This window comes from Runella sp. MFBS21, from assembly GCF_029433105.1.
Classification (GTDB): Bacteria; Bacteroidota; Bacteroidia; order Cytophagales; family Spirosomataceae; genus Runella.
In genome coordinates this window covers 609109-634957 of sequence record NZ_JARNTW010000001.1, presented here as the reverse complement: position 1 = coordinate 634957, position 25849 = coordinate 609109, and the positions used below count along the sequence as shown (strand labels likewise).

The following is a 25849-nucleotide window of genomic DNA, read 5'->3' as shown; positions in this document are numbered from 1 at the left end:
TGATTTGAAATAAAACTGCCCATAAGACGCATGAGTGGGCATTAATCGAGTTGTTGGAATTAAACTAAAAACCGTTTAATAAGTAAGGGGTATCGGAAGCCGCTTGTCACTTGGCAAGCGGCTTTTTGTATTGTAATTTTATGTTTCTCTTTCTGCCTAGACAAATATGAAATCATTAAAATTTGCTCTTACTATCGTAGTTATTTTAACTGGAATACAGTCATTTGCTCAAAACTACACGCGACAGCGTGATTGGGTGATAGCACCTATGTATGGACTTGGGGCAGTGATTCCCCCAAGTGTTAGGCTCATTAGTGGAACCGAAGCTCCCAAACCCGCTTTTGGGGTTTCTTCTTATCAAGGCGAGTTAGTCAAAAGCGACGGTACGGTTTACACGCGTAATTATCGCACAAATTTGTGGGGATTTGAAACCTACTATCGCTGGAAAGAGCGTCACTCCGAAAACCGATGGGCAATAGGAATAAGTGCGGCTTGGCAACGTCAAGTTTTCAAATTAGAACACCCTTTTAGTTTTTCTTACAAAGGGCATAATTTGGTTTCTACCGTCTGGAATTTTAACTATTTACGAACAGGGCTCATCATCCGACGTACTTGGATGAAAGATTGGAGTGGGATTTATGCCCAAGTTGCGGGTTATTATTCAAATCTTTTTTATATGAATACCGCCAATGGCCGTGAAAAAATTGAAGAACGGACTGGAGGCTATCTAGAAGGAGGCACTGGCTATCGAACCAAAACCTATAACCTCAAAGATGGGGTGCCGCTTATCGTACCCGAAATTGGGATGCAAATAGGAGAAAACAGCGGTGTAGAGCTAAGTTTGGCTTACTATCACCCTTTGACACCTTTGCTCCAAACAGAAAGTACTTTTTATAGAAACAGCCAAGAAGTGGGTGTTAGTCGAATCAATATTACTCAAAATGTGCTAATGCTTAATCTCAAATTACCCATCACTATTAGTCACAATCGAGAAAATATTAGAAAAAATCGGGTTAAATCAGAACCCAAACTCAAGAAAGTCAAAACATCAAAGGTAAAGAAAACGGCGCCACCACCTGCTCCTCAACCTGAACCTAAAGTCACAACAACCACCACTCCTTATGATGGTGTAAAACTCAATAACTCAATAGTATTAGAGAATCTGTATTTTGAACTTACAAAGTCCGATTTATTGGAAAGTTCGTATCGTGAACTTGACCGTGTAGTGGAATGGATGAATGCCAACCCATCTGTCGAAATCCGGCTTGAAGGACATACCGATAAGATTGGAGATGCCGACAAAAACCTCATTCTGTCGCGCGACCGCGTCAATGCTGTTCGGGAATACCTCATCAAGAAAGGAATAAGACCTATCAGAATTACGACCAAAGGATACGGAGATACACGTTTGGTGTGTAAACCCAGCCCTTGCGAAAAAAATCGCCGCGTAGAAATGGTGATTACGAAGAGGTAAGATTATTTAATGTTTTTTCTATCACTTCTGGATAATGTTTGTGTTCCAAGACCTGTACTTTTTGGGCTACATCTTCTGGAGTATCAGCCGAAACCACGGGGCAAGAGGTTTGGAAAATAATAGCCCCTTCGTCGTAGCGCTCGTTGACGTAGTGAATCGTAATGCCCGATTCAGTTTCTTTCGCGGCGACCACGGCTTCGTGTACAAAATGCCCATACATTCCTTTGCCGCCATATTTGGGAAGCAAAGCGGGATGGATATTGACCATTTTTTGGGGAAATGCCTTTACCATTTCGTCTGGAATAAGCATCATAAAACCTGCTAGTACAACCACATCAATATGTTGATTTTGAAGCAATTCCGTAATTTTATCGGTTTCATAAAATGTTTTGCGATCAAACAAAACCACTGGTATTTGGAATTTCCGAGCCCGAGCAATCACCCCCGCTTGAGGATTATTAGAAAGAATCAGACTTACTTCAATCGTAGGATGATTTTTGAAATATTCGGCAATCTTTTCGGCATTAGAGCCTGAGCCTGAAGCAAAAATAGCAATTCGTTTTTTGGTCATTACAAAAAGAATGTTGGGCTTATAAAGCCACAAAGTTAGTTTTTTATGAAACTCAATACTTCATAATCCCTTAGAAACCTATAATTTCGCTCCTCTTTCATCACCCATTTTTTGTTGAGCTACGGCTCAAGACCCAATATTTGATTGATATGCAAATCGTAGAAGTAGGTACTGACCCACATCGACAACGCGAATTTTTGATGCTTCCGGTGAAACTTTACCAAGAAAACCCTTATTGGATACGCCCCATTGACAAAGATGTGGAAGACACTTTCAATCCCGCAAAAAACAAACATTTTAAGTATGGGGAATGTATACGTTGGATTGCGCTTGATGATTCGGGGCAAACTATCGGTAGAGTGGCCGCTTTTATCAACCAAAATACCGTTCATAAAGGAAACGAACAGCCTACTGGCGGAATGGGTTTTTTTGAGTGTATTGAAAATGAGGACGTAGCTTTTGCACTTTTTGACAACTGCAAACAATGGCTCACCCAACGAGGTATGGAAGCCATGGACGGCCCTATCAACTTTGGCGAACGAGATCGTTTTTGGGGACTTCTCACTGACGGCTTTGACAAAGAACCTCTCTATGGCATGGGGTATCATTTTCCTTACTACAAGCTTTTTTTTGAAAAATACGGTTTTCACGCCTATTTTGAGCAGAAGACTTTTTTCTTGTTTATGGATTATGATAGGTTTATCAAAAATGTAAATCAGCTTTTTTTTGAGCGTGCCGAAAGGGTTTTGAAAATGCCCGAATATGAGTTTAAGCACATCGAAAAGGCACATTTGGACAAATACGCCGAAGACTTTCGGATAATTTACAATAAAGCTTGGGCCAAAAATCTCGGTGCCGAAGACATGACTCCTGACAAAGCCAGGGGCATTATGCAGCGTATGAAACCTATCCTAGATGAAGAACTAATGTGGTTTGGTTATCATGAGGGAACGCCCATTGCTTTTTTTATCATGCTTCCCGAACTCAATCAAATATTCAAGTACGTCAACGGAAAGCTAAATTTGATTGGTAAACTAAAGTTTCTTTATCACAAACTCCTAAAAACCAATTACAAGGCTTTTGGCGTCATTTTTGGGGTGGTTCCTGAGTTTCAAGGGCGCGGGGTAGAATCGGCGATTGCGTTGGCCTCCTCCAAAGTGGCATGGCGCGACAATTACCAATACCGCGAACTCGAACTCAATTGGATTGGAGATTTCAACCCTAAAATGATTCGTTTTGCGGAGTTATTGGGAGGAACTCCTCATAAGACTCATATCACTTATCGTTATTTGTTTGACCGTACCAAAGAATTTAAGCGCCACCCTCTTATTTAGCAATTTGCCATACGCCGTAGGCACTTACCATCAGAATTGATACCACACTCACCCAAAAAAAGAAATTATAAACTGCGGTAGGTTCTAGCGAACGAGGTAATTGTTTATAACGAAATTGAATCGCTACCCACACTACGATAATAAGTAAAATGGAGGTGGCGATTCCGCCGAGTAATACCATCAGTACGGGCATTTTGATAATCAAATACAAGCTGCACCAAATGATAGGGAAAGCCCAAGAAAGTGCTCCAATTACTTTTTTTTGAGAAGCTGCGTCATTAAATTTCACCCATCCCAATTGCCCAAAGGCATCCCCAAAAATCCTTGCCCAACTAGCCGTAGCCGTAAAAAGCGTTGAATACAAAACAAAAAAAGCACCTATCAAAAAAATGACTTTGGCCCAAGGACCGAGTGTGTCCGTAAAGAGCCTTGAGAGCGTTTCTACCATGCCATAGCCTTCGGGGATTTCACCTTTTCCATGGAGTAAGGCTGCCCCGAGCAAATAAAATGCGGCGGTTACTAACGTATAAACTACCATCGAGCATACAGCATCCAGATACATCACTTGTATCCATCCTTTAGCTCGCTGTGCCCACTCTTCTGTGCCGTCGTTGGGGCCTGCATATACAGCATAGCCCTTTTCGATACACCAATAATTATAAAACATGATTTCGTCGCCACCTACGCCTGTGATACCAAACGCCCCAAAAGCCACCGCCACCGCCGCAGGAGGCAAAGAAAAACTCAGTCCACTTGCCAACTGCTCCCAACTGATGGCATAGGGCGTAAATTGAAGGGCTATTAGTGAAAAAAGAACGGTACACGTAAAGAGCATTATCATCACAAGGGCGCCCATTTCTACCGATTTATAATAACCCTGATATACCAGCACTGCTGTCACAAGGCTTGCCACTACTGCCCACGCAGCTGTCGGCAAAATAGGGAATCCCATATGAAGGACAATAGCTACCCCTCCTACAATTCCCCCTACTTGGAGGAGTTTGAGCCCTTGCAATGACAGCCACACCCAAATCGTCCAATGTGCTTTGCCAAAGTGCTTACCTTCTAGTCGATTGATCGATTGCATGGTGGTGATGCCAGTATAAATGGCATTTTTACCAAATTCGAGTTGAAGGGTAACCTTCACCAAACAACTCACCAAAATCACCCAAAATGTTACGAAACCGGCTTTGGCTCCCAAAGTGGTGGTAGCAATCAACTCTCCAGAGCCGACAATTGCAGCCGACAAAATAAAACCAGGACCTAAATAACGGAATTTTTGGGAGAAAGTTTTGGGAGGAGCAAGCATAAAAAACGAGTTTAGGGAATACACTAAGAAAGTGCTAAAACCACCAAAACTCCTCTATTTCATGACATAGAAAATGCACGCGGCTTTGCTTTTATGCTTTTGGATGCGATTGTTTGAAGATTTTCTTCAGTTTTTCAATAGAATTATGCGTGTAAACTTGGGTAGCTGCCAAGCTGCTATGACCCAGCAAATCTTTGATGGAATTGAGGTCAGCTCCTTTGTTGAGCAAGTGAGTAGCAAATGTATGACGAAGAATGTGAGGGCTGCGTTTTTGTAAAGAAGTAACGGCTGATAAGTATTTTTTTACAATTCGTTGAATCAAAACAGCATAAGCTGCTTCGCCTTTATGAGTGAGAATGAGCTGATTGGTAGAAAGAGTTGTAAAATAAGAACGCTTGGCTTCAAGGTAAGTTTTGAGAATATCTGCCAATCCTTTATAAATCGGAATGATACGCTCTTTGTTGCGCTTCCCAAGTACTTTGAGTGTTTGGTCATAAAAATTAATATCAGTGTCGCGGAGGGTCAACAATTCTGTCAGACGCATTCCTGTTCCGTAGAGGAGTTCCAGTACGACTCTGTCACGAATTCCTTCAAAATCGGCGCTAAAAGATATTTCCTCAAACAACAATTCCAAACTTTTCTCTTCCACAAACTGCGGCAGAGGTTTGTCGGTTTTCAGAGCTGATACCCGCAGCATAGGATTGACACTAATGACTTTACAGCGTAAAAGGTACCCATACAACGACCGCAAAGTAGCTAATTTTCGATTGACACTCCGATGATGTAGCTCTGCTTCGACCAAGCTCACTGCCCATCCCCGTATCATACGAAAGTCGGCTTTTTCGAGCTCTTTGATTTGATAAGTTTTTTCTAAAAACTCAGCAAATTGTTCCAAATCTTTGGTATAAGCCGTGATAGTATGCGGGCTAAGACGCTTTTCGTGGGCCAAATAGAGGAAATATTGTTGAAGCATAGAATTGAAACTTTTCTCTTAAATCTTGGAAAGGCTTGAAGCCTTTCCAAGATTATATATCAGCTATAAACTTCTGATTTTCATGTTTTTGAACCAAGCTTCATCGCCGTGGTCTTGAAGGGCAATTTTACCTTTGGCGCGTGGAGTGGCATAAGTCCATTTGGTAAATTTGCTTTTGGCCAATTGTTCTTTCCATGCGGCACTCCCGTACTCATACTCTACGACTTTTACGCCGTTGAGCCAGTGCTCGATATGATTGCCTTTCACTAAGATTTTGGCTTTGTTCCACTCACCTGCTGGTTTGGCTACAAACTTACTCGGAGCTTGCATATCATAGTTAGCGCCAGTTTTTTGTTTGTCATTGATTTTTACCATTTTACCATTGTCATTAAACGGCGGATAGCCTTCATCATCAATCAGCTGATATTCAGGCCCAGAATAGTACGGCGGATGAGCAGGGTCTTCGATTACTTTATACATCACACCGCTATTGCCTTTGGGTTTGATTTTAAATTCAAACTCAAGTTCAAAATTTTCAAATTCTTCGTCGGTTACCAAATCGCCAGATTTGCCGTGAGTCATGAGGGAGCCACCCATTACCATCCAGCCTTTTACGCCCGTTTTGCCATAGCTATGCCATCCAGTGGTGGTTTTTCCATCAAATAGATTTTTCCAAGGCCCAGGCCCGGCATACGCAAAAACAACAGTACTTGTCAGAGCAAGGCTCATCCAAAAACGCATACTTTTCATGTGTTATTAATTGGTTATAGTTTAACGAAAAAGGGAATGAATTAGATAAATTTACTTTCCTAAGTTTTATTTTTGATTAGCTACTGCTACCGCAATTTTAGAATCGGCCGTACCATAGTACAAAAACCATTTTCCCCGCAAGGAAGCCAATCCTTCCACAAAACATACCTGATTTACTTGGCCATTGATTTCGTAAGGTTTGTCGGGCTTGATAAAATAATTTGCCGAACGGTCTTTGAGTTGGAGAGGATTGTCAGCTTCAAACAAAAACTGCCCTGCTGCGTAGGTACCCTCAGGAAGGTTGGCATCTCCTGTACTATTGTAATTCATACCATTATAAAGGAGCAATATACCTTTTTTTGTCAATAGGGCGGGCGGGCCAGATTCGAGCAATCGCGAATCGTGCTTACCAGTTCTCACCGAGGCTACGGGCATACATCCTACATCCGATACATTGGCAGGTTGGTAAGCCGCATCATAAGCTTTCACGACAGGGTACCAATTGATGAGGTCGTCGGAAGTGGCGGCATAAAGCTGCGCTTGGTCACCCCAATACATCCAATATTGACCGTTGATTTTGGTGGCTATCATTCTATTTCCCACTTTACGACACACAATTGAGCCAGATTTTGACCAAAAATCGCGTTTGCTTTTGATAAAATTAGCAAAAGCTAAACCATGCTTTTGCCAATGCAAGAGGTCGGCAGAACTTGCTACGCAAAGCCGTGCCTTATCTCCATCGTATGAGGTATAAGTCATGAGATAGCGGCTGTCTTCTGTTTCTACCACGCGAGGGTCTTCGCATCCACCTTCCCATTCGTATTTTTTCATGAAATCATTGTCAGGATAAAATACAGGCTGAGGCATTCGTTTGAAATGTAAGCCATCACTACTCACGGCCAAGCCCAAACGCGACGTACCAGCATATTTTCCCACTTTATCTTCGGCACGATAAATCATATAAATCTTATTGTGACGTACCACGACGGCGGGATTAAAAACATCCTTCTCTTCCCATTTTACTGTTTCGCCTCGTACGGGACACTCAAAAGTCGTAGTTGTATTAGCAGTAAGAATAGGATTAAGCCCATCGACTTTCTTGAAAGGCCCAATCATCCAGTTTTGGGTTAGTTGAGCCAAAGCACAAGGCGAAAGCAGAATAAGAAAGGCTATTTTTTTCATGTTATCAGAAGATTTGGAACACATAAAAAAAGGCTAAAAGCATTGAAAGACAACCCTCTTAACCCTTTTTACAAAGTTTTATTGTAAACTACTAATCAAAACATAAAGAAGCTGCTCCTAGCAGACCTGCATCATTGCCGAGCGTAGCACGCTTGATTTCAAGGTCTTTTAAATAATAGGGCGTAAGCCAATAATTCAATTGTTTAGTAACAGCCGGAAGAATATAATCAAACGAAGCAGCCAATCCTCCTCCAATTAAAATGAGTTTAATATCCAAAATACGAACCATCGCCACTAAGCCATCACCCAACATCTCCCCTACTTCATTCCATATTTGTAAAGCAAGCTCATCGCCTTCGGCTGCTGCTGCTACAAGGCCCGTGGTAGAAATTGTACCATCGTCGGGAAGGTGGGTATCTCCTGTGTATTTACCTCGCATATAGTTGGCTAAGTCAAGGAGTTCTTTTTTGCCGATATTTCTTTCAAGAACCTTGCCGTTGCGAGAAGGAATGTGTCCAGGCTCCATGGCATTTCCGTCTCCACCCACAAAAACCTTACGATTGATGATAGCCGCCCCTCCTACTCCTGTGCCAAGCGTGATAAAAATATAATTTTCATTGATTTTTTCGGCAGCAAAATAAAACTCCCCAAGCGCAGCAGCATTTGCGTCATTTTCCAGGAAAAACTGTACCCCTTCAAAACGCTTCGATAGATATTCTACGAGAGGCACATTATCAATTTCAGGAATTGCAGTAATTTCTAAAGGTACGGTACGATTGCGATTAATCATTCCAGGCAAACCTATACCTACTTTTTTAATATTCGGGTATTCATGTAGTTGAACAGAAATAGCATCGCCTAAATTTTCTTCAAAATGCCCTGATTGTCTCCAGCTAGAAGTATCGTGGCTATAGAAATTTGAAATGCGCCCTGTCTCTGTATCTACGACGCCCATTTTGACGTTGGTCCCCCCCACGTCTATACCCAAATATTGTTCCATTGGTCAGTTAAAATCTTATCAGTTGATAGTTAATAGTAAAAGGTTTAATGCAAAATAGCGATTTAACGCGCAAAAATCCTAAACTTAAACAATATCTCCCAACTGTGGACGTATCAAAATTTCTTCGACTACGCTTTCAGGGGATAATTTGGCCGTACTCCAAACCATCTCGGCAACATCTTCTGCTCTGATAAATCGCTCCGCAGGTAGCTCTACTCCTTCCCAGCTTGGGGTCAAAGTAGCCCCCGGTAAGACCGCAGTCACCTTGACGCCATATTGCTTCATTTCTTGCCTGAGTAATTTAGTCATGCCATAAAGCGCAAATTTAGAAACTGCATAAGCGCCTCCATTGATATAGGCCGTTGTACTTGCGATAGAGCACATGTTGAAAATATGCCCTTTTTTGTGTGCTTTCATACCTTCTATAAGTTCTCTAGTCAAATAATAAGCGCTGTAAAGATTAGTTTCTATCATTTTTTCTAAGGCTCCTTCAGGCTCACTATGAACTTGGCTAGGTGCAAATAGGCCAGTATTGTTGACCAAGATGTCTACAGGTCGTTTTAATGCGTTTATAAAAGAGGCCAAGGCCTTTACATCTTCTTTTTGAGATAGGTCGCTTACTTTTATAAAAATTTGAGAGTTAGGGTATTTGTACTGTAAATCAGAGCGAAGGGTTTCTAAATCATTTTTATTTCGCGAACACGTCACCACATCAAATCCGCCTTCCACAAATCTTTCGATGAGTGCACGTCCTATGCCTTTGGTACCACCAGTGACAATTAAAAGAGGGTTCATTCTTAAAAAAATGTTATTTTTGTAAAACAAAGGTCAAGATAAAGTTTTACATTTGTTGGCTTTTCTGAAAGAAAAACCAATTTTTAACGTTATCTGTGTTTTTTTCTAACCTTAAAAAACTTACACTTTTTCGATGAATGTTTGGCATGTGTGTTTTGCCTTTGTGACAGCTTACTTGTTGGGTTCTATACCCTCCGCCATTTGGTACGGTGAAGCTTATTTTGGAATCGACGTTAGGAAATTTGGAAGTGGAAATGCAGGGGCAACAAATACGTTCCGTGTATTGGGTAAACGAGCTGGCACCATTGTATTACTAATCGACGTACTGAAAGGATGGACGGCTACTATGTTGGCCAATATACTCTATTTTTTAGACGTAATTGACACCTCTCAAATCCTCACTTTCAAGCTACTCTTAGGTTCTGCGGCAGTTTTAGGGCATTTGTATCCTATTTTTGTGCGTTTTAAGGGTGGAAAAGGAGTTGCTACTTCCCTAGGAATGATTTTGGCTATTGACCCACCAGTGGCGTCACTGTGCATTGCGATTTTTATATTGGTATTTTTGGCCTCCAATTATGTCTCTCTAAGTTCTATTGTGGCAGCCTTTGCTTTTCCTATGATATTGGTGCTAGGTATATTTGGGCAAGCTAGTACACTATTGATTGTATTTGGATTTTTGCTATTTGCTGTAGTAGTAATTACCCACCAAAAAAACATCATTCGTCTCCTCAATGGTAGCGAAAATCGGGTGTATCTACGCTCCAAAAAAAACAAATAAGTCAAAAAAGAGAGTTTTAGAGTACTTCCTGTATGTTTGCATTTGAAATTCAGCTTGTTTAAGATTACAAGCAATTTCGTTGTTTCCAATATAGCCCTATAAACTGTACATTTATTCTATGTCTCTTACGCTCATTCTGATAATCATCACAGCAGGTATTAGTTGGTATGGATTTCAAAATCCTTCTTTTCTTGACAAATGGGCAATGAATCCCGTACGGGTTGCGTCTAAAAACGAATACTATCGTTTTATTACATCGGGTTTTATCCATGCCGACTTTGGTCATTTGATTTTCAATATGTTTAGCTTGTATTTCTTTGGTGAAGCCATGGAAATGTTTCTGAACAGTATTTTTGGACCTACTGGCACTATTTATTATTTGGCTTTGTACTTATTGGGAATCGTCGTTTCGGATATTCCTACTTTTCTCAAACACCGTACCAACAGCCGCTATCTTTCGCTTGGAGCCTCAGGCGGCGTAGCATCGCTCTTATTTGCTTTTATTCTCTTAGCTCCTTTACAAAAAGTGTGCTTATACTTCGCCATTTGTATTCCAGGGTTTATTTTTGGCGCTATTTACATGCTGTATTCATTTTATGAATCCCGAAAATCAGGTGGTTATATCAACCACGATGCCCACCTGTACGGTGCTTTGTTTGGGATTGTTTTCATGGCGCTTTTATTACCAGCATCCATTCCAAATTTCTTTGATCAAATCGCCACTTGGCGTTTGTTCTAAAGCTATCCACTTTATTCATCAACCCCATGAATCAAATAAAATTATTAGCCTTGAGCTGTATCTCGCTTCTATGCCTGACAAACTCAACCGCCTACGCCCAAGACTTATCGCTACAGTATTCGCAAACAATCACACCTCAAGATTTAGAACGCCATTTGAGAGTCATTGCTCACGATAGCCTCGAAGGACGTGATACTGGTTCGAAAGGGCAAAAAAAAGCCGCCAAATATGTCGCTGACTTTTTCAAGTCGGTCGGCCTGCAAGCGATTGTCCCCACCGAAGACGGAAACAAATCGTATTTTCAGCCTTATGCCTTGTATCAGAAAAATTGGGGAGAAGTGTATCTCGCAACCGAAACCCAACGCTATGAGTTACAACATGATTTCTATCTCAGTGGGTTGCTCAATGTGCTTTCGGAAGAAAAAGTGCCGGTTATCTTTGCGGGTTATGGCATCGAATCTGATCGCTATGATGATTATAAAAATATTGATGTTACAGGCAAAGCGGTAGTCATTTTGGAAGGAGAACCCAAAAACAAAAATGGACAATACTTGCTCAGTGGTGATGCGACTCTCTCTAAATGGAGCGACGATAATTTGGCTTGGCAACGTAAAGCAAACTTAGCCACTCAAAAAGGTGCCAAGTATGTGTTTATCGTCTCAGACCTGACTGGCTCGGCCTTCTCCCAGCAAATCGCCAAAAGAAGCGCCATGAGTCAACGTTTCAATCGGCTTTCCACTAAGCCCTATACCGAAAAAATCAATGGTAACGCTGCCTTCACAATTTCACGTCAAATGGCATTGGACTTGTTGAATATTAAAGAAAAGAAATTAGCAAAAATTCAAAAGAATATTACTCAAAAAGGTATTCCACCGGCAGCAGGTAGTATTGCCGAAAGTACAGTCAAGCTCAAAGCGGAGCGCAAAGACAACATCGTCATGACCGAAAATGTCATGGGCTTTTTGGAAGGCACCGACAAAAAAGACGAAGTGATTGTAATTACGGCTCACCTCGACCACATCGGTATATCAGCTGATGGACAAATAAATAACGGTGCAGACGATGACGGTTCTGGTACAGTCTCAATCCTTGAATTAGCCGAGGCATTTTCAAAAGCCAAAGCCGAAGGGCACGGTCCTCGTCGCAGTATTTTGTTTATGACCGTAACAGGAGAAGAGAAAGGGCTATGGGGGTCAGAATATTATACTGCCAATCCCGTGATTCCGTTGGCAAATACAGTCTGTAACCTCAATATAGACATGATTGGGCGAGTAGATAATGCCCATCAAAAAGATCCAAAATACGTTTACATTATTGGTTCTGACAAATTATCGTCCGAACTTCATGCCATTGGTGAGTCTGCTAACTCCAAATACATCAATTATCAACTAGACTACACCTACAACAACCCTTCCGATCCAAATCGCTTTTATTACCGCTCCGACCATTACAATTTTGCCAAAAACAAAATTCCGGTTATTTTCTATTTTACAGGTGTTCATGAAGATTACCATCGCCCAGGAGATGATGTAGAGAAGATTTTGTTTGATAAACAAAGCAAAATTGTCCAACTTGTTTTTCATACCGCTTGGGAACTCGCTAATCGAGATGAACGCATCAAAGTCGATAGCAATAAGCCTTAAGATTGGGAATAAGCGTATATGATAAGAGAGAGGCCATCGGTCTCTCTTATCATATAAATAAGGAGAAAAACTTTATTTCATTGTACTTTAAAAGAACATATCTTCGTTTTTTTTGTACTTTAGACATAAACTACTCCCTTTATTTTTTATGCTTATTTTTGCTACACTTTCTGATTTTCGAACGCACTTAGGAAAAGAATTAGGAACGAGCGATTGGGTGATGATTACCCAAGAGATGATCAATGACTTTGCCAAAGCCACAGGTGATCAGCAATGGATTCATGTCAACTCCGAAATGGCTGCTCAGTATTCTCCCTTCAAAACTACTATCGCTCATGGTTTTTTGACTCTCTCTTTAGCTCCCAAATTTTTGTATGAACTTTATAGAGTCAAATCAGTCAAAATGGGGCTAAACTACGGGACTAATAAAGTTCGGTTTACCGCGCCTGTGCCCACGGGTAGCCGTATCCGAATGAGAGCTATCCTTAAAGAAATCGAAGACCAACAGCCCAATGGTATCAAGACCGTAATAGACGCGTATTTTGAGCTTGAAGGCAGTTCTAAGCCTGCTTGTGTAGCCGAATTGATTACTTTGATGTTTGAATAATTATCTCTTTTTTATCATGCGTTTAGAAAATAAAGTTGCTATCATCACAGGCGGAGCCCGAGGTATCGGGAAAGCCACCGCCGAAATTTTTACAAGAGAAGGAGCCAAAGTCATCATTTGGGATATGCTGGATGCGGGCGAACAAACCGCTCAGGAACTTCGTGACAAAGGATTTCAGGCCGAATTTGTTAAGATTAGTGTCACTGATGTACCTGCCATTGAAGCAGCAGCGCGTGATATATTTGAGCAATATGGCCAAATCGATATTCTAGTCAACAATGCGGGTATTACTCGCGACAAATCCCTGCTCAAAATGTCGTATCAGGAGTGGTCACAAGTAATTGACATCAACCTCAATGGCGTTTTTAATTGTACCAAAACCATTGTTCCTTACATGGTAGAAAAAAAATACGGCCGTATCATTTGTACTTCTTCGGTGGTGGGGCAAACGGGCAATTTCGGGCAAACCAATTACGTTGCTACCAAAGCTGCTATCATTGGGATGGTCAAAACGTGGGCCAAAGAACTTGGCAAATACAATATTACTGCCAATGCCGTGGCACCGGGTTTTATCAAGACCGACATGACAGATCTTATTCCGGAAGAAATAAAAAATCAGACTGTTGCTGGCATTCCTGTCAAACGAATGGGACTGCCCGAAGATATTGCCAATGCCTACCTATATCTTGCATCGGACGAGGCGAGTTATGTCAACGGTCATACATTGAGCGTCAATGGAGGAGTCGCTTAATCTTTAATAAGATGTTTTTAGTATGCTTGCATACCTTTTGGATAAACTGTACATTTGAGACATCAAGCCAAGTAAAACATTTCACTTCATAGATTAACTAAACACCATGGTATTGGAAGGTCTAAACTTCAATTTGACAGAAGAGCATCTTGCGGTCAAAGAAGCAGCACGTGATTTTGCCCAAAACGAACTTTTACCGGGCATTATCGAACGTGATAACGAACAAAAATTCGACCCTAAGCTAGTGAAACGCATGGGGGAATTAGGTTTTTTGGGAATGATGGTATCTCCCGAATACGGTGGAGGCGGCATGGATACAGTTTCTTATGTATTGGCGATGGAAGAAATTTCAAAGATAGACGCTTCAGCCTCTGTGATAATTTCTGTGAACAACTCTCTTGTATGCTATGGATTAGAAGCATATGGCACTGAAGAGCAAAAACAAAAATACCTTACTCGATTAGCTTCAGGCGAAATCGTCGGGGCATTTTGCCTTTCCGAACCCGAAGCAGGGTCGGATGCAACCTCTCAACATACCACTGCCGAAGATAAGGAAGACTACTATCTTCTCAATGGAACCAAAAACTGGATTACCAACGGTGGGATTTCGTCAGTATGCTTGGTGATTGCTCAGACTCACCCCGAACTCAAACATCGAGGCATCAACTGCCTTATTGTAGAAAAAGGGTGGGACGGATTTGTGGTAGGAAAAAAAGAAGACAAAATGGGTATTCGTGCGTCTGATACTCACTCTTTGATGTTTTCGGATGTAAAAGTCCCTAAAGAAAACCGCATTGGTGCCGATGGCTTTGGGTTTAAGTTTGCGATGAGTACCCTCAACGGCGGCCGCATAGGTATTGCTGCCCAAGCTTTGGGCATTGCCACAGGTGCCTTGGAATTATCACTCAAATACGCCCACGAACGCAAAGCATTTGGGAAACCCATCTTCGAACATCAAGCGATACAGTTTAAGTTGGCCGAAATGGCTACCAAAATAGAAGCCGCTCGCTTATTGGTATATAAAGCCGCCCGTCTCAAGGACGAACACAAAGATTATGTACAGGCAGCAGCAATGGCCAAATTGTTTGCTTCTGATGTAGCAATGTGGGCTACTACCGAGGCTGTTCAGATACACGGGGGATATGGGTATGTAAAAGAGTTTCATGTAGAGCGTCTGATGCGTGATGCAAAAATCACCCAAATTTATGAGGGTACTTCTGAGATTCAGAAGTTGGTAATTGCACGAGAACTCAAAAATTAAGGGTTTCAAATAAAATATTTTTGGATTTTTCTAACACCCCAAAAGACCACAAATAGGCTGTTTTGATAGAGATGTATTTCTAAGGGTAAAGGCTTATTTTCTCCAAAAGTACCTCAGAAATACAAAAAAAGGCAATATTACAGACTAATATAAAAGTCCAAAAAGTCCAATTTTACTATTTTTCTCAAAAAAAAGTGTGTGTTTTCTTGCAGGATTCGCGCACTTTTTTTTATATTGAAAAAAATTACACACTTGTATTAGTTTTGTACAATTATTAGTTTTGTACAAATTTTGAAATTTAGTAAATTTGCAATTTCAAACACTGAAGCACTTAACCCATTGTCCAATGGAAGATTATAATAAAATCATCGAATCACTCGGAGTGAAGTTTATCAAAGCTCGTCATATCCGAATGCTGCAAACTATTACCATTAAGAATTTTTATGACGTCGAAAACTCACTCATGATTTTGTATGATGGGGAAGTGATGTTTGCAAACGAAAAAATCGAAGTTGGTGATATGCTATTCATTCCTGGTGGTAAGCATGCGACAATCACCTATAGTAGTGGAGACAATGTACAACCGAAAGTAGTAAGCAATGAGGAGTTTCTGACCCGTCGTGAACTATATTTTGAAACATTGCGCGATGCTAGCCAAGTGGGCAAAATCCCCCATTCTTTTGGGCTTGTAGCATTTGATGCCAAAGTTTTTGATTCGGTCAATTTCTTTACTTCTTTGGACATTCCTCCTTTTATTATCAAGCAGCACAGTTACATGGGTCGGCTTATTGGTGAAATTCTCCAAGAAGATTTCAACGATACCCCTGGCCGTGGGCGTATTATCAAAATCAAAACTGAAGAATTGGCGATTGAAGTCATTCGATATATTTTGAAAAACAAGCTCTTTGTAGAGCAGCTTGTTACCAACAGTACTTATTTCAAAGATCCTCGTTTGATTGATATTTTTGCTTATATCAAAGACAACTTAGGTGGAGACCTTTCCAATAAGGTATTGGCCAACGTAGCCAATGTATCGGAGGATTATGTAGGTCAGTATTTCAAAATGCTGACCGGTATCAATCCACAAGACTATATCGAATATCAACGTATGGAAGAAGCCGTAACACTTCTCCGTACCTCTAAGAAAAGCATTCGAGCTATCGGCTCTGAAGTAGGCTATAAAGACACTGCCTATTTTTGTCGCCGTTTCAAGATGATGTTTGGTATCCCCGCAGGCAAAATGCGCCGTCGTGAATCACTCATGAATGTCTAGTTTTCTTTAATAAAAATTGGTTAATTGATATAATAAAGCAGCCTACTAAGTGGGCTGCTTTATTGTTTGTCGGGGTTTTGGTTTAAATTTGCTTTCACAACCACCAATCTTTCACAAACATGAAAAAGACATTATGTTTTTCACTCATCACTCTGTTTAGCTTCATAAGTGTCTCTCAAGCATGGAGTCAAGTCAAAGGAGCATGGAAGCAAACTAGCACCGACGGCAAAACAACGATGTTGATTTGCTCGGATGATTATCTGATGGCTACCAGATATACCGAAAAAGAGTTTTTGTACACCGAAGGAGGCACTTATAGTATTGCCAATGGTACCCTTACCTACAAGAGTGAGTTCAACTCGATGGATACTTCTAGAGTAGGTAAAACGTTGAGTTTTAAAATTAATCTTTCAGGCAACAAGCTATCTGTTGAAAATTTAGGAGATTGGGAACAAGTAGACAATGCAAACACCCCCGCAGCTGCGCTTTATCGGATTACGGGGCGCATGGGCAACGACGGCAACATTTCACCTATGCAACGCGGTGCCCGCAAAACCCTTAAATTATTGACAGGTACACGTTTTCAGTGGGCAGCTATTAATCCCGAAACCAAACAATTTTCGGGAACGGGCGGTGGCAGCTATACGATCAAAGACGGAAAATATACCGAAACCATTGATTTTTTTAGCAAAGACAATAGTCGCGTAGGGGCTTCACTGTCTTTTGATTATGAACTCAAAAACAACAAAGACTGGCATCACAGCGGACTCAGCAGCGTAGGGGCTAAAATCTACGAAGTCTGGAGTAAAGAGCAGTAATATCATCATATAATTCTTTAATTTTTAGAATGACAATCCCTCACCTATACGATTATTTTCTCACTTGCCGAGGCGTTTCGACCGATACCCGCCAAATCACCCAAGATTGTCTTTTTGTAGCCCTTAAAGGCGATAAATTTGACGGAAATGCCTATGCTAAAGATGCGTTGGAAAAAGGGGCTAAATACGCCATTGTGGATAACCCCGCTGTAGCGGTGGATAACCGCTACCTATTAGTAAAAGACAGTTTAGAAGCGCTTCAGCAACTTGCCCACCATCATCGTAGCCTACTTTCTATTCCCATCGTAGGATTGACTGGTTCAAATGGTAAAACTACCACCAAAGAGCTTATCGCTACGGTTTTGGCAAAAAAATACAAAACCTACGCTACCAAAGGCAATTTCAACAATCATATTGGTGTACCACTTACGCTGTTGGCTATCGACTCAAGCTACGAAATAGCCGTCGTAGAAATGGGTGCCAATCATCAGAAAGAAATCGCTCTTTTGTCTAGTATAGCCGCTCCTACTCACGGTCTTATTACCAATATCGGAAAAGCTCATTTGGAAGGGTTTGGCGGTATAGAAGGAGTTCGTAAAGGGAAAGGAGAGTTGTATGACTGGCTTGCAAAATCAGGTGGTACGGTATTTATCAATGCCTCCAATACTACGCTTACCGAAATGGCACAGGAACGTACCTTCAAAACTTGTATCAAATATCTTCTGGATGAGGATGCTCCCCAAATGATTGAAGACGCTCCCTTAGTGGTGTTTAAAGATACTCAGGGCACTATTATCCAAACACACCTTACCGGCAAATACAATTTTGAAAATATCGCAGCCGCCTTGGCGATAGGGAGTTATTTTGGGGTATCTTCTCAAGATGCAAACCAAGCAGTAGCCGATTACAATCCTACCAACAACCGCTCACAGATTGTACAGAAAGGTTCTAATACCATCATTATGGATGCTTACAATGCCAACCCTTCTTCGATGGCCGCCGCTATCGAAAACTTTGGCAAACTCAAAGCACAACGTAAAGTAGTAATTTTGGGAGATATGCTGGAGCTAGGAGAAGAGTCTCCTGAAGAGCATTTGGCATTAGGAAAACTTATTGCACAACAAAAATTTGACCTTGTGATTTTGGCAGGTAAGCTTATGCAAGATGCTTTGCCTGCCCTTCCCAAAGCCTATTATTTTCCTGACAAATTTTCCTTACACAACTGGATAGTAGACCATCCTCAGCAAGATACGCACGTTCTTATCAAAGGCTCTCGTGGCATGGGGCTTGAGACGGTTGTACCTTATTTGTAAAAAATGTTATGAGCGAAATCCGAATATTTCGCTCATAACATTTTATTCAAAATCCTGCCCTTTTCGGATTTTCTTCAACCAATCTTCGATACCTCTCCGAATTTGTTTGGCCATTTTCTTGCGAAAATCATCATTGATTAACAAAGCTTCATCCGCAGGATGACTCATAAAAGCCCCTTCTACCAATACGTTAGGGTATTCGGTGGGGCTATTGAGCGCAAAATTGAATCGTCCTACGTTGCCATATTCAGCCAGCTCCATATCCAACAGTCGCTTCAAAATGGTCTGACTCAAAGACCGATACCCCAGATGCTTATAATAAGTACTAGTCCCGCGAGTTTTGGTGGTATCGCCAGCAGCGTTGTTGTGAATACTTACCAACAAATCCGGTTTTTGGGTTCTGAATCTTAATACGCGGTCATTGTTATTGAAAAGAGTATCACTGACACGACTCATAAGTACTTTCACTCCTTTTCGTTCCAATTCCCTTTGTAGATGCAAAGCAATACTCAAGTTCAAGTCTTTTTCCCATTGTTTTGATCGTACCCCTCTCGCTCCTAAATTAGTCCCTCCATGGCCTGCATCTATCGCAATGGTCAAGGTTTTTAGTTTTAATTTTTCGGGTTGGTGTTTCACCGCTATCACAAGCCGCCGCCCCTCGTATCCTACCCGATAGCCCCAATGCTGAGAATGCCGCAAACAAATGGTAATACGCAACTGCTCATCCGCTACTTGCTCATAATCCACGCTTTTTATTTCTTTTACTGACCTCAATTGCGTAATCCAGTTGGTGTTGGTAGTCGCCCCAAAAATATCCACTACGATTTTAGAAGGATTTACTTCTTGCCAACTTCGATAAGCCAAGCGGTCCGGTAAGGGTATCGAAACATAATCAAAATGGCCTTCTCCCCATACCTTCCACGAACCCGTCAGGTATTGTAAGGGAAGCTTCACAAGGGTATCACGTTTGGTAAGATTTTGGGGTATCCAGGCTGACAAATGTGGCGTCAATCTCACGCGATAGAGGTTTTTGTATTGACCCGTCACTTTCAATAAAATCAACGAATCAATTGTGCCCATTTTGGCTCCACCAAGCCGATCTTCCCCCAATCCATAATTAAGATAAGGCATCGGACCTTTGGTACGAATGAAAACGGACGAGTCAGGAGGAAAATTAAAAATCGTATCTCGGGGTATCTGAGCAGAAACACCAGTGACAATAAGCCACATCCATAAGTAAACAAAACGACGCATTCAGCAAATATAAATAAGTGAAAGATAGCTCTTGTAGGAATTTGCAAGCTATTTAATTAAAGTTTTTGCTAGACTTGAGCGACGACTCTCTTATTACTAGACGAGTATCAAGGCGTTTGCTTTCAAAACGAATAGTGGCTTTGGGGCGCTCTATCAAATCAATCAAAAATTCTGTGGCAAGCTGTCCCATTTCATAGGCAGGCTGGGTGACCGCGCTCAGAGCAGGATTGAGCAAATGCGCTGATACCAAATTGGTAAACCCTACAATAGCAATATCATCAGGAATACGCAAACCTTCTTTTCTAATCAAAGATATACAGGAAGTAGTCAGACGGTCGCCTGCTGAGAATATTGCATGTGGGCGGTTGGGGTGATGAATCAATTCCAAAACCGCATTTTCTACTTCGTCCGCGATCATTCCTCCATGACTACAATACTTAATGTAGGACTCATCAATCGGAATCCCATGATTTTGCAAGGCCTTTTTATATCCTTCAAGTCGCTCATACGTAATCGACAACCACGACGGGCTAGTCAAATGAGCAATACGTCGATAACCCTGCTGAATCAGGTGCTCAGTACCTTCATAGGCACCTGCAAAATTGTCGGCAGTGACCTTGTGAGTAATATAATCTTGGGGAACTCGGTCAAAAAACACAATCGGCAAGCCTTTTGACTGAAGTTCTTTAAAGTGCTCTAAATCATTGCTTTCTCCCGACAATGAAACCAACAACCCATCTACACGACGCTGAGCTAAGTACTGTGTACTTACTAATTCTCGCTCATAAGACTCATGGTTTTGAGAAATAACTACGTGATAGCCTCGATTATAAGCAATAGACTCTATGCCATTAATGGCCTGGGAGAAAAAATTATTAGCGATTTCTGGGATAATTACCCCAATCGAACGGCTCCGGTTTTCTTTCAAACTCAGGGCAATAGGGTTGGGACGATAATTCATCCGTTCAGCGTATTCCATCACTAGCCGCTTGGTCTCGGCGTTGATTTCATAGCTCCCTCGCAACGCCCTCGAAACCGTAGAGGTTGACAAATTAAGGGCTTTGGCTATATCTTTTATCGTAATAATTCCCACTATTGTGATATTGGTTTAGTACAATTTATATACTAGAAAGTGCAGCTTCCTATTTAGACTGGTGAAAATACCATTTTTTGGGTATAGGTTCAAATATAATCACCATTAACTGAAAAGGCAAGATTTTGGGAACGTTACCGACAACGATTGCATAAAAAAATTCAACAAAATATTTGTTATGTACTAAACAACCTCTCTAAACTTGGTTATAATATCATTTATACAATAGAGATTGTCTTACTGTATATTCTAAAAAAAATTAAAATTAGTATTCTATGAATCTTTTTAAGAAATAAGTAAAACTATCTTAGCATCCCACAGCAATAGGGGTATCAGAATGGACTTACTGATATTCTTGATCGCTGATTCAGAAAGTACTATTTGGAAGGCTAATGACATTCAACTCTCTTTTCACTTCAAAAACTACCTATAATGCAAATCAGACACGAAAGTAGTCGTAAAGAAACGGCTCAAATGAATACTGAAGAACTTCGCGAAAACTTCCTTATTGAAAGCCTTTTTGTTTCCAATCAAATACAATGGGTATATACACATTATGACCGAGTATTGGCAGGCGGTGCTATGCCCACCACCACCTCTGTCACCCTAGATACCCACGACGCTCTCAAAGCTGAGTATTTCTTAGAACGTCGCGAAATAGGAATCATCAATGTGGGCGGTAAAGGTTTGGTAAATGCTGACGGCACCCTCTTCAATCTCGAAAAATTGGGGTGTGTTTATCTTGGAAAAGGCACAAAAGAGGTCACTTTTGCCAGTGAAGACCCCACAAACCCCGCCCGATTCTTTTTATTGTCTGCTCCCGCGCATCATTCTTATCCCAATCAAACTTTTACCAAAGAGCAAGCTTCCCCCGTCAATTTGGGTACACTTGAGACTTCCAATCAACGCACCATTTACAAGTACATTCATTTAGGAGGTATTCAGAGTTGTCAGTTGGTGATGGGGCTCACTGTACTTCAAACAGGGAGTGTTTGGAATACCATGCCTTCTCACACTCACGACCGCCGCATGGAGGTATATTGCTATTTTGATATTCCCGAAAATCACGGCGTTTTGCATCTGATGGGAGAGCCTACCCAAACGCGTCATTTGTGGGTTGCCAATCACCAAGCCATCATTTCGCCCCCTTGGTCTATTCACTCAGGATGCGGCACTTCTAGCTATTCGTTTATTTGGGGAATGGCTGGCGAAAACAAAGATTTTACGGATATGGATGCGGTGCCTATCCCCCAACTTCGCTAAGTTCCCTCTAAAAAGCTTTTCTCACCCATCTATTGAGTATGAAAAAAAACGTAGCTTTTTCTTCTTTCCTTATCCAATTTGGATGTTTGTCTTTTTTCATTTTATCCTATTGGATAACCCCCAAAAGCTATGCTTACCCTTGGCAGGGAATTCAGCACATGGCTAGTGATTCTGTTGCCGAACGAATGCTATTGTATCAACGTAACAACGGCGGATGGCCTCAACCAAATGGCGATCCTATTAATTACAATAAGGCCATTGAAGAGACTTTAAAACAGAAACTTCTTTCTGAAAAAAATAACTTAGATGCGACTATCGACGACCAAGCTACTACCGGAGAGATTAAAAGCTTAGTAACAGCTTACAAAAAGACCCAGAATATCCACTATCTCCAGGCAGCCGAACGGGGCATTCAGTATCTTATCATGGCTCAAAATGCGGCCGGCGGTTGGGGTCAATTTTATCCCGACTCTAGTAGCTACCACAAACACATTACCTACAACGACAACGCGATGATAGATGTAATGTGGATTTTGAAATATATCGTCGAAGGTAAAAATGACTTTGAAGTCATCGACCCCTCTCTAATTCCCCTCGCCAAAGTCGCCATGGCAAGGGGAATCGACTGTATTCTTAAAACTCAATTTGTCCAAAACGGAACTCTCACCGCTTGGTGTGCTCAACACGACCGCCAAACTCTACTTCCTGCCAAAGCCCGCGCTTTTGAACTTCCTTCTTTGAGTGGCAACGAAACAGTCGGAATCGTACAATTTTTGATGAGTATCGACAATCCTACTCCTCCTATCAAAAAAGCCATCCAAGCGGCTGTCAACTGGCTCGAAGCATCTAAAATCGTAGGAATTAGAGTGGATACTATCCCAGATGCTACCCAACCTAAAGGCCGCGACCGTATTGTGGTGGTCGACCCAAGTTCTACGGTTTGGGCTAGATTTTATGACCTCAAAACAAACAAACCCTTTTTTACAGGTCGAAATAGTATACCCAAATCTTCACTTGCCGAAATCGAAAATGAACGCCGTGTAGGTTACGCTTATTATGGCAGTTGGCCAGCGAAGTTAATAGGTACTGATTATCCTAATTGGGTGAAAAAATGGGGTAAAAATTAACATATTCCTTCCGTTTCTCTTCCTTCGTAACGCTAGACTTTCTTAAAAACACTTTTACAGCACCTACACTTTTCTTTTTTAGACAAAACGAAAGAAAAAGAAAGAAATGATACCCTATACCAACTTCAAAATCATTAAACACAAAGATTTAACTTTCGATTTTACCCATATTCATTGTCATAGTCCTGCCCAAGCAGACAGTACAGGAGGGTTATTTTCGGAGAAAAAATTATACTTGTATTAACTTTCACACATTTAATTCTCAAAATATCACAAAAAACCCTCTAAAATCAAAAAACAAAGGTTTTTTGATAAAAATAGAAAAAAATCGAAAGAGACAATCAGAATAAAATAGGGTCAGAATCCTATATCTTGAAGACAATACAAGCTAAATATTTCATTTATTTTTGTTTTTAACATTTTTCTTTTCGTTTATCTAAAATATTTTAAAAATACGTTTATCAAAGTCCTCCAAACCTTCTATGAAATTCATAAAACGCTACGTATTAGCTTTCTCGTTGGCTTTAACACTGCCCACATTTGCCCAATTATCAAAATGGCAAGCGGGTGTTATTGTGGATGAATTTTTGTTTGAAACGGCACCTTTTCCCGAAAGCCATGCTTCTACCATCGCCGAAACCCCCAAGGGGCTTGTGGCGTCGTGGTTTGGTGGCACCAAAGAACGTAACCCTGATGTCTGCATTTGGGTAAGCCGCCGCCTAGATGGCAAGTGGACTGCACCTCAAAACGTAGCCGATGGGATTGTGAATGATAAACTTCGCTATGCGTGTTGGAATCCCGTATTGTATCAAGTGCCCAACGGCGGCCCTTTGATGCTTTTTTATAAAATCGGACCCAGTCCTTCTACGTGGAAAGGATGGCTTAAAACCTCTACCGATGGGGGCATTACTTGGTCGTCAGCGCAAGCACTTCCTGAAGGATATTTAGGACCTATCAAAAACAAGCCTGTTTTGCTTTCAAACGGCAATCTATTTTGTCCTACAAGTACCGAGGGCGACGGTTGGAAGATTCATTTTGAGGTGACGCCTGATTTTGGCAAAACTTGGCGTAAAGTCGGCCCGATCAATGACGGCAAAGCCACCAATGCCATTCAACCAAGCATTTTAGACCACGGAAAAGGTAAGCTTCAAATTTTGGCCCGTAGTCGTAACCGCGCCGTGTTGGAATCATGGTCTTATGACAATGGTGAAACTTGGTCTCCATTAGCAGCATCAAACCTACCAAACAACAACTCAGGCACCGACGCCGTTACCTTGCGTGATGGTCGTCATGTGCTGGTTTATAATCACGTATTGCCTCCTGGCGACTTGGCAAAAGGCCCTCGCACCCCCCTTAACTTGTCGGTATCCAACGACGGCAAGAACTGGTCAGCAGCCGTTATTCTAGAAGATTCGCCCATTAGTCAATATTCCTATCCTTCGGTGATTCAGACTTCTGATGGGATGATTCATGTGATTTATACATGGCGTCGTCAACGCATCAAACACGCCGTAGTGGACCCTTCAAAATGGAAGCTTATTCCTATCCAAAATGCCAAATGGCCCGAAATGGAGGGATACCAAGCTCCCATAATAACCGAAAACAATAAAGATTAATCCTCGTTTGTATTTGCCTTATGAAAGCCTCCTTTATCACTAATCGCCGCCAATTTCTCAAGCATAGCTGCTTGTTGGCAACGGCAATGGCCAGTGCGCCTTACTGGGCAAGTGCCTCACAGGAAGGGGGGTATAAAATCGCAGTGGTAGATTTGATGATTTTGAAACGCCAAAAACTTGGTGCTTTCCAACTTACCAAAGACATTGGCGCCGATGGCCTTGAGATAGACATGGGAGGACTTGGAAATAGAGAAACATTTGACAATCAGCTATCTATTCCAGAAATCAGACAACAGTTTTTAAACAAAGCCAAAGAACTAAACCTTGAAATTTGCTCTTTGGCCATGACGGGTTTTTATGCTCAATCCTTTGCTACTCGTCCCACTTATGAGCGTATGGTACAAGACTGCATCGACACCATGAAAGCCATGAATGTCAAAATAGCTTTTTTGCCCCTAGGAGTACAGGGAGATTTAGTAAAAAATCCTGAACTCCGCCCCGCCATCGTACAACGGCTCAAAGTGGTGGGCAAAATGGCTCAAAAAGCAGGGGTAATTATCGGCATTGAAACCTCGCTTGATGCCCAAGGAGAAGTAGCTTTACTCAAAGAAATAGGTTCCAAACACATCCAAATTTATTTCAATTTCTCGAATCCCCTCAAAGCAGGCCGTGATTTAGTGAATGAACTTAAAATTTTGGGAAAAAGACGTATCTGTCAGATTCATTGTACCGACGAAGATGGCGTGTGGCTTGAGCACAACACGCGCCTCGACCTTCAAAAAGTAAAACAAACTTTAGACGAAATCAAATGGACAGGATGGCTGGTGATTGAACGCTCACGCGATGCCAAAGAACCTCACAACGTGAAGAAAAACTTTGAAGCCAACACGACCTATCTTAAATCTATATTCCAACATTCGTAAGG

24 protein-coding genes are annotated in these 25849 nt (G+C 41.5%); 15 read left to right on the top strand and 9 right to left on the bottom strand.

Annotated features, from left to right (window positions below; translation table 11 throughout):
- Window positions 1-166: 166 nt before the first annotated feature.
- Complete coding sequence (locus P1X15_RS02470) at window positions 167-1474, top strand: OmpA family protein (RefSeq protein ID WP_277336555.1); 1308 nt, start codon at window positions 167-169, stop codon at window positions 1472-1474.
- Here the strand turns inward: P1X15_RS02470 and purN are convergent.
- Window positions 1461-2045, bottom strand: coding sequence for a phosphoribosylglycinamide formyltransferase (gene purN / locus P1X15_RS02465; protein WP_277336554.1), 585 nt, complete (start codon window positions 2043-2045; stop codon window positions 1461-1463). The two genes, P1X15_RS02470 and purN, sit on opposite strands and share 14 nt — an antisense overlap.
- Window positions 2046-2194: 149 nt before the next feature.
- On the opposite strand from purN, the gene P1X15_RS02460 reads away from it, so the two are divergent.
- On the top strand, window positions 2195-3379 hold the full coding sequence (locus tag P1X15_RS02460; protein WP_277336553.1) for a hypothetical protein: 1185 nt from the start codon (window positions 2195-2197) through the stop codon (window positions 3377-3379).
- On the opposite strand, the gene P1X15_RS02455 is transcribed toward P1X15_RS02460, so the two are convergent.
- The 6 genes from P1X15_RS02455 to P1X15_RS02430 all read right to left on the bottom strand — a co-directional run bounded on the left by P1X15_RS02455 (window position 3372) and on the right by P1X15_RS02430 (window position 9388).
- Complete coding sequence (locus tag P1X15_RS02455; protein ID WP_277336552.1) at window positions 3372-4688, bottom strand: Nramp family divalent metal transporter; 1317 nt, start codon at window positions 4686-4688, stop codon at window positions 3372-3374. The genes P1X15_RS02460 and P1X15_RS02455 overlap by 8 nt on opposite strands.
- Before the next feature lie 91 nt (window positions 4689-4779).
- A complete protein-coding gene (locus P1X15_RS02450; RefSeq protein WP_277336551.1) occupies window positions 4780-5661 on the bottom strand; it encodes a tyrosine-type recombinase/integrase in 882 nt (293 codons plus the stop codon).
- Window positions 5662-5724: 63 nt separating this feature from the next.
- Window positions 5725-6411 (bottom strand): DUF1080 domain-containing protein, encoded by a 687-nt coding sequence (locus P1X15_RS02445; RefSeq protein ID WP_409049665.1) that lies wholly within the window; start codon window positions 6409-6411, stop codon window positions 5725-5727.
- A 66-nt stretch (window positions 6412-6477) separates the two neighbouring features.
- Window positions 6478-7593, bottom strand: a complete 1116-nt coding sequence (locus P1X15_RS02440; RefSeq protein ID WP_277336550.1) for a glycoside hydrolase family 130 protein — start codon at window positions 7591-7593, stop codon at window positions 6478-6480.
- A gap of 91 nt (window positions 7594-7684) precedes the next feature.
- Window positions 7685-8593, bottom strand: coding sequence for an ROK family protein (locus P1X15_RS02435; protein ID WP_277336549.1), 909 nt, complete (start codon window positions 8591-8593; stop codon window positions 7685-7687).
- A gap of 84 nt (window positions 8594-8677) precedes the next feature.
- On the bottom strand, window positions 8678-9388 hold the full coding sequence (locus P1X15_RS02430) for an SDR family oxidoreductase (RefSeq protein WP_277336548.1): 711 nt from the start codon (window positions 9386-9388) through the stop codon (window positions 8678-8680).
- Between the two features lie 133 nt (window positions 9389-9521).
- Between P1X15_RS02430 and plsY the strand changes: the two genes are divergently transcribed.
- The 9 genes from plsY to murF all read left to right on the top strand — a co-directional run bounded on the left by plsY (window position 9522) and on the right by murF (window position 18571).
- The gene (gene plsY / locus P1X15_RS02425; protein ID WP_277336547.1) at window positions 9522-10166 is read left to right on the top strand and encodes a glycerol-3-phosphate 1-O-acyltransferase PlsY; all 645 of its coding nucleotides are present in this window, start codon (window positions 9522-9524) and stop codon (window positions 10164-10166) included.
- Between the two features lie 118 nt (window positions 10167-10284).
- Entirely contained in the window at window positions 10285-10905 is a 621-nt protein-coding gene (locus tag P1X15_RS02420; protein ID WP_277336546.1) for a rhomboid family intramembrane serine protease, read from the top strand.
- 26 nt (window positions 10906-10931) lie between these two features.
- Window positions 10932-12548: a M28 family peptidase gene (locus tag P1X15_RS02415; protein WP_277336545.1), complete on the top strand. Its 1617-nt coding sequence runs from the start codon at window positions 10932-10934 to the stop codon at window positions 12546-12548.
- A gap of 148 nt (window positions 12549-12696) precedes the next feature.
- The gene (locus P1X15_RS02410) at window positions 12697-13155 is read left to right on the top strand and encodes a MaoC family dehydratase (RefSeq protein ID WP_277336544.1); all 459 of its coding nucleotides are present in this window, start codon (window positions 12697-12699) and stop codon (window positions 13153-13155) included.
- Between the two features lie 16 nt (window positions 13156-13171).
- Complete coding sequence (fabG, locus tag P1X15_RS02405) at window positions 13172-13906, top strand: 3-oxoacyl-ACP reductase FabG (RefSeq protein ID WP_277336543.1); 735 nt, start codon at window positions 13172-13174, stop codon at window positions 13904-13906.
- A gap of 106 nt (window positions 13907-14012) precedes the next feature.
- Window positions 14013-15167, top strand: a complete 1155-nt coding sequence (locus P1X15_RS02400) for an acyl-CoA dehydrogenase (protein ID WP_277336542.1) — start codon at window positions 14013-14015, stop codon at window positions 15165-15167.
- Window positions 15168-15513: 346 nt separating this feature from the next.
- Complete coding sequence (locus tag P1X15_RS02395) at window positions 15514-16440, top strand: AraC family transcriptional regulator (RefSeq protein WP_028667550.1); 927 nt, start codon at window positions 15514-15516, stop codon at window positions 16438-16440.
- Between the two features lie 119 nt (window positions 16441-16559).
- Window positions 16560-17258, top strand: a complete 699-nt coding sequence (locus tag P1X15_RS02390) for a membrane or secreted protein (protein ID WP_277336541.1) — start codon at window positions 16560-16562, stop codon at window positions 17256-17258.
- Between the two features lie 29 nt (window positions 17259-17287).
- Window positions 17288-18571: a UDP-N-acetylmuramoyl-tripeptide--D-alanyl-D-alanine ligase gene (murF, locus tag P1X15_RS02385; RefSeq protein WP_277336540.1), complete on the top strand. Its 1284-nt coding sequence runs from the start codon at window positions 17288-17290 to the stop codon at window positions 18569-18571.
- Between the two features lie 42 nt (window positions 18572-18613).
- Here the strand turns inward: murF and P1X15_RS02380 are convergent, their stop codons facing one another.
- Both P1X15_RS02380 and P1X15_RS02375 read right to left on the bottom strand, forming a co-directional pair.
- Window positions 18614-19825, bottom strand: coding sequence for an N-acetylmuramoyl-L-alanine amidase (locus tag P1X15_RS02380; RefSeq protein WP_277336539.1), 1212 nt, complete (start codon window positions 19823-19825; stop codon window positions 18614-18616).
- Window positions 19826-19877: 52 nt separating this feature from the next.
- The gene (locus P1X15_RS02375) at window positions 19878-20918 is read right to left on the bottom strand and encodes a LacI family DNA-binding transcriptional regulator (RefSeq protein ID WP_277336538.1); all 1041 of its coding nucleotides are present in this window, start codon (window positions 20916-20918) and stop codon (window positions 19878-19880) included.
- A gap of 432 nt (window positions 20919-21350) precedes the next feature.
- Between P1X15_RS02375 and kduI the strand changes: the two genes are divergently transcribed.
- From kduI to P1X15_RS02355, 4 genes are all read left to right on the top strand, one after another.
- A complete protein-coding gene (kduI, locus tag P1X15_RS02370; protein WP_277336537.1) occupies window positions 21351-22181 on the top strand; it encodes a 5-dehydro-4-deoxy-D-glucuronate isomerase in 831 nt (276 codons plus the stop codon).
- Window positions 22182-22219: 38 nt separating this feature from the next.
- Window positions 22220-23308 (top strand): pectate lyase, encoded by a 1089-nt coding sequence (gene pelA, locus P1X15_RS02365; RefSeq protein ID WP_277336536.1) that lies wholly within the window; start codon window positions 22220-22222, stop codon window positions 23306-23308.
- Window positions 23309-23790: 482 nt separating this feature from the next.
- Complete coding sequence (locus P1X15_RS02360; RefSeq protein ID WP_277336535.1) at window positions 23791-24924, top strand: exo-alpha-sialidase; 1134 nt, start codon at window positions 23791-23793, stop codon at window positions 24922-24924.
- A 20-nt stretch (window positions 24925-24944) separates the two neighbouring features.
- On the top strand, window positions 24945-25847 hold the full coding sequence (locus P1X15_RS02355; protein WP_277336534.1) for a TIM barrel protein: 903 nt from the start codon (window positions 24945-24947) through the stop codon (window positions 25845-25847).
- The last annotated feature ends 2 nt before the right edge of the window (window positions 25848-25849 follow it).

Bases quoted from the DNA above. Each gene is read 5' to 3' on its own strand.
- P1X15_RS02470 (WP_277336555.1), top strand. From the start codon at position 167: ATGAAATCATTAAAATTTGCTCTTACTATCGTAGTTATTTTAACTGGA.
- purN (WP_277336554.1), bottom strand. From the start codon at position 2,045: ATGACCAAAAAACGAATTGCTATTTTTGCTTCAGGCTCAGGCTCTAAT.
- P1X15_RS02460 (WP_277336553.1), top strand. From the start codon at position 2,195: ATGCAAATCGTAGAAGTAGGTACTGACCCACATCGACAACGCGAATTT.
- P1X15_RS02455 (WP_277336552.1), bottom strand. From the start codon at position 4,688: ATGCTTGCTCCTCCCAAAACTTTCTCCCAAAAATTCCGTTATTTAGGT.
- P1X15_RS02450 (WP_277336551.1), bottom strand. From the start codon at position 5,661: ATGCTTCAACAATATTTCCTCTATTTGGCCCACGAAAAGCGTCTTAGC.
- P1X15_RS02445 (WP_409049665.1), bottom strand. From the start codon at position 6,411: ATGAAAAGTATGCGTTTTTGGATGAGCCTTGCTCTGACAAGTACTGTT.
- P1X15_RS02440 (WP_277336550.1), bottom strand. From the start codon at position 7,593: ATGAAAAAAATAGCCTTTCTTATTCTGCTTTCGCCTTGTGCTTTGGCT.
- P1X15_RS02435 (WP_277336549.1), bottom strand. From the start codon at position 8,593: ATGGAACAATATTTGGGTATAGACGTGGGGGGGACCAACGTCAAAATG.
- P1X15_RS02430 (WP_277336548.1), bottom strand. From the start codon at position 9,388: ATGAACCCTCTTTTAATTGTCACTGGTGGTACCAAAGGCATAGGACGT.
- plsY (WP_277336547.1), top strand. From the start codon at position 9,522: ATGAATGTTTGGCATGTGTGTTTTGCCTTTGTGACAGCTTACTTGTTG.
- P1X15_RS02420 (WP_277336546.1), top strand. From the start codon at position 10,285: ATGTCTCTTACGCTCATTCTGATAATCATCACAGCAGGTATTAGTTGG.
- P1X15_RS02415 (WP_277336545.1), top strand. From the start codon at position 10,932: ATGAATCAAATAAAATTATTAGCCTTGAGCTGTATCTCGCTTCTATGC.
- P1X15_RS02410 (WP_277336544.1), top strand. From the start codon at position 12,697: ATGCTTATTTTTGCTACACTTTCTGATTTTCGAACGCACTTAGGAAAA.
- fabG (WP_277336543.1), top strand. From the start codon at position 13,172: ATGCGTTTAGAAAATAAAGTTGCTATCATCACAGGCGGAGCCCGAGGT.
- P1X15_RS02400 (WP_277336542.1), top strand. From the start codon at position 14,013: ATGGTATTGGAAGGTCTAAACTTCAATTTGACAGAAGAGCATCTTGCG.
- P1X15_RS02395 (WP_028667550.1), top strand. From the start codon at position 15,514: ATGGAAGATTATAATAAAATCATCGAATCACTCGGAGTGAAGTTTATC.
- P1X15_RS02390 (WP_277336541.1), top strand. From the start codon at position 16,560: ATGAAAAAGACATTATGTTTTTCACTCATCACTCTGTTTAGCTTCATA.
- murF (WP_277336540.1), top strand. From the start codon at position 17,288: ATGACAATCCCTCACCTATACGATTATTTTCTCACTTGCCGAGGCGTT.
- P1X15_RS02380 (WP_277336539.1), bottom strand. From the start codon at position 19,825: ATGCGTCGTTTTGTTTACTTATGGATGTGGCTTATTGTCACTGGTGTT.
- kduI (WP_277336537.1), top strand. From the start codon at position 21,351: ATGCAAATCAGACACGAAAGTAGTCGTAAAGAAACGGCTCAAATGAAT.
- pelA (WP_277336536.1), top strand. From the start codon at position 22,220: ATGAAAAAAAACGTAGCTTTTTCTTCTTTCCTTATCCAATTTGGATGT.
- P1X15_RS02360 (WP_277336535.1), top strand. From the start codon at position 23,791: ATGAAATTCATAAAACGCTACGTATTAGCTTTCTCGTTGGCTTTAACA.
- P1X15_RS02355 (WP_277336534.1), top strand. From the start codon at position 24,945: ATGAAAGCCTCCTTTATCACTAATCGCCGCCAATTTCTCAAGCATAGC.